The organism is Kitasatospora sp. NPDC024654 (assembly GCF_055559155.1).
In genome coordinates, this window is the sequence record NZ_JBVHLF010000034.1 from 5,455 (window position 1) to 8,968 (window position 3,514).

A 3,514-nucleotide genomic window follows, 5' to 3' on the forward strand; every position below is an offset into this window, starting at 1 on the left:
CGGGGTGGCCACCGGAGGGTGGGGGGGGTGGGGGTGGGGCGGCGGGCCTTCAATCCCGGCTGCCGGGGGGGCCCTGGGGGGGCCGGCGTTCCCCCCCCCCCTCCCCCCCCCCGCGCAGGTGACCACGCTGCTCGCGCCGTCGACGGATCCGGGGACGGCGTCGCCCTCGGCGTCGCCCTCGGCCTCCGCGTCGGTGTCGGCGTCCGCGAGTGCCGCACCGAGCGCGACGGCGGCCGTCTCGCCGACCGCGACGGCCGCTCGCTCGGCCACCGCGGTGGTCACCAGGTCGCCGCAGCCAGCGGCCAGTTCGCCGGTGGCGACGGTCGACGCCGGACCGACCGGCACCGCCCCGGCGCCCAGCGCGTCCGCCCCTCCCGCCAGCCCGCCACCGGTCGCGCCGTCGTCCCCGGCCGCGTCCCCGTCGTCGGCCGCCGGGCACGTGCTCTCGGTGAGCATCGACGGCTACGGGTGCGCCGGGCCGTACGGCGCCACGGTGTCGGTGACGGTCCGTACGGACGGCGGTGCGGGCACGGCGCTCGCGCTCAGCTGGGTCGACGGCGGGCGCGGCGGCCGGGCCGACGTGGTGGGCACCCAGGTCGTCAACCTGCCCGCCGGCCAGACGCAGTTGACCAGCCGCTTCACGCACTTCTTCGGGTACGGGGACGACGCTCCCTTCTGGGGCGTAGCGGTCGCGACCAGCCCGACCGCCGACGCCGGCCAGGGCTCGTACCAGCAGATCCCCTCCTACCTGTGCAACCCGCCCCGCTGAACCAAAGAGAGAACATGACGTCACCACAGGAGTCGCCACTCCAGGAACCGGCGGAGAGCACCGCTGTCGTGTCGGCCCGAGGGCTGGTGCCCCGGCAGGCAACCGCGCGGGATGTCGAACCACCCAGCATGGCGCATCGGTTGGAGTCCGACAGCGCGACGCTTCTCGACGACGAGGTGTGGGGGACCCCGGCCGGCCCCGAGACCACCAGGGCCACGCTGCTCGACGACGAGGCCTGGCCGACCCCGGTCATGGCCGGGCTCGCCGAGGGGGAGTTGCGGCGGTTCGGCCCGGGCGTCCCGGCGGTCGTCGCTGCCGTCCCGGTGGCCGCGGCGGCGGTCTGGCACGGGACGGCCAAGCCCGGGGTGCCGTCGGAGGCGGCGGCGGTGGGTCCCGGCCGGCGAGCCCGACGCTTCAGGTGGTTGCCGCTCCTGGTGCTGCCGCTCGGACTGGCCGGCTACCTGGCCTGGCAGCACGACGCCCCGCCGCTCGCCGTCACCGGCGCCTCGGTGCGCACCGATCCCGCCGGGCCGGGCTGCGACGGCACCGCGGTGATCACCGGCACGCTCCACACCGACGGTCGCGCGGGGACGGTCGTCTACCGCTGGCGCCGGAGCGACGGCACCGTCTCCGCCGACCTCGACCAGCCGGTCCCGCAAGGGAGTCACGACACCGATGTGGTGCTCCGCTGGACCTTCGACGGCAGGGGGACGCTGCCGGCCACCGCGACCCTGGAGATTCTCGCGCCGACCCAGCGGTCGGCGACGGCCTCGCTCACCTACACCTGCCGGTGAGCCGGCCGCTGCCGGCCGAATCAGCGGATCAGAACTTCGAGTTGGCGAACCAGAGCGCCAACAGATCCTCGTCACCGAGGAGTTCGAAGTGCTCCGAGGTCCGGTCCAGCCGCCCGTACAGGAGCAGCAGCAGGTCGGCGGCGGTGCCCCGGACGGTCGCGTCTGCGGGCCCGCCCTTCGGGTCGAGTCCGAAGCCGTCCGGGCCCAGCCGGACCAGCCAGTCGCCCTCGCCGTCCGTGCGGCTGAAGCGGATGGTCCGGTCGGTGCCGCGCAGCTTCGCCGTGCCGGGGGCGAAGAAGGCGGCGAACGGCAGGTTGACCAGGAACTCGTCCACGCCGTCCCGGGCGAGGGCCGGGTCGATCTCCGGCCGCCGGCCCAGGGCGAGTTCAGCGTCGGCGCGGTGCACCAGGGTCTCGCACAGCATCCGGCGCACCCAGAACCGGGCGTGCTGGTCGGCGCCCCAGGCCCACATCGGGGCGTCCGGGTCGACGGAGGCGAACGCCTCGGCGGCCTCGGCCGCGGCGGTCCGCAGCCAGTCGGGGTAGCCGGCCGGCTCGGCCGGGAGCTTCAGGTCCACCTCGCGGCTGGTCGGGCGCTCCTGGACGCGCTGACGCAGCAGCACCGAGAACCAGCGCTGCACGCTGCCGGTGTGCACGACCAGGTCGGCGAGCGTCCAGTCCGGGCAGCTGGGGATCGGGGTGGTGAGGTCGGTGGACTCGGCCAGCGCGGCGAGCCGGGCGGTCTCGGTCGCGACGGCCGCGCGGTGATCGACCGAGGGTGTCCCGGACGCCGAGGGGTACGTGCTGCTCATGGTGTGTTGCCTTCCTGATGGGCCGGGGCGGGGTCGCTGCTCGCAGGAGGCCAACCGTAACCTGATGGACCGCCCTGACCGGTGGCACCCGCTCCGCTACGATCGCCGGTGAAACGGCATCAGACTCCGAAGGGGGACCCGCATGCAGGACGACGCGGCGCTGGGCGAGACGCTCAAGGGCGACTGGCAGTGGGCCCGGACAGACGACTGGCAACCGCCGAGCGAACTGGCCGTCGATGTCCCGCACCCGGCCCGGATGTACGACTACTACCTCGGCGGCAAGGACAACTTCGCGGCGGATCGGGAGGCCGCCGAGAGGATCATCGCCGCGGTCCCGCACGCCCGCCTCGGCGCGCGGATCAACCGGGAGTTCCTCGGCCGCGCGGTGGCCTACGCGGCCGAGCGCGGTGTCCGGCAGTTCCTGGACATCGGTACCGGCATCCCGGCGGTGGGCAGCACCAGCGAGGTCGCCCAGCGGGTCGCGCCGGACGCCCGGGTGGTGTACGTGGACAACGACCCGATCGTGCTCACCCACGCCCGGGCGCTGCTGGCCAACCACCCGGTCGGCTACACCACGGTGATCCAGGCCGACCTGCGGGACCCGGCCGCCATCCTCGACGACCCGGGGCTGCGGCAGGCGATCGACCTGTCCCAGCCGGTGGCGCTGATGCTGGTCGCCGTGCTGCACTTCATCCGCGACGAGGAGGGCGCCGCCGAGGTGGTCGCCCGGCTGCGGGAGGCGCTCGCGCCCGGCAGCCTGCTGATCCTCTCGCACGGCAGCCAGGACTTCCTGACCCCGGCCGTGGTGGAGGCCATGACCAGGGTCTACAGCACGGCGAGCGCGCCCGCGGTGCTGCGCGACCGGGCCGCGGTGGCCGGGTTCTTCGGTGACTTCGAGCTGCTGGAGCCCGGCCTGGTGCAGTTGCCGCTGTGGCGGACCGAGGGTGAGGCGCTGCCGGAGGGCTGGCGGGAGGTCTCGGCCTACGCGGGCGTCGCGGTCAAGCCGTGAGACGGTGGGTGGCGCTCGGTTTCCCAGCGGCACCCCCCCAACTCAACCGTCGAAGCCCAGAACCAACCAGTTCACCCTCCCCAACCAAACAGTGCGCCGCCCACCTCTGCTGCCGGCCCCGTCGAGCGAAA

The 3,514-nt window shown here is 74.6% G+C and carries 4 protein-coding genes and 1 pseudogene; 3 read left to right on the forward strand and 2 right to left on the reverse strand.

The genetic code is table 11. From position 1 onward, the window contains the following. A pseudogene (locus ACZ38L_RS20740) lies at nt 1-456 on the reverse strand (hypothetical protein); the annotation flags it as partial. Here ACZ38L_RS20740 and ACZ38L_RS20745 point away from each other — a divergent pair. Then, nucleotides 449-769 (forward strand): hypothetical protein, encoded by a 321-nt coding sequence (locus ACZ38L_RS20745; protein ID WP_465695445.1) that lies wholly within the window; start codon nt 449-451, stop codon nt 767-769. The pseudogene ACZ38L_RS20740 and the gene ACZ38L_RS20745 sit on opposite strands and share 8 nt — an antisense overlap. 140 nt (nt 770-909) lie before the next feature. Continuing rightward, on the forward strand, nt 910-1,563 hold the full coding sequence (locus ACZ38L_RS20750) for a hypothetical protein (RefSeq protein WP_465695448.1): 654 nt from the start codon (nt 910-912) through the stop codon (nt 1,561-1,563). A 28-nt stretch (nt 1,564-1,591) separates the two neighbouring features. Here the strand turns inward: ACZ38L_RS20750 and ACZ38L_RS20755 are convergent, their stop codons facing one another. Further along, complete coding sequence (locus ACZ38L_RS20755) at nt 1,592-2,374, reverse strand: maleylpyruvate isomerase family mycothiol-dependent enzyme (RefSeq protein ID WP_465695450.1); 783 nt, start codon at nt 2,372-2,374, stop codon at nt 1,592-1,594. A 142-nt stretch (nt 2,375-2,516) separates the two neighbouring features. Here ACZ38L_RS20755 and ACZ38L_RS20760 point away from each other — a divergent pair, with 142 nt between their 5' ends. Next, entirely contained in the window at nt 2,517-3,383 is an 867-nt protein-coding gene (locus ACZ38L_RS20760; protein WP_465695453.1) for an SAM-dependent methyltransferase, read from the forward strand. Nucleotides 3,384-3,514 lie beyond the last annotated feature (131 nt).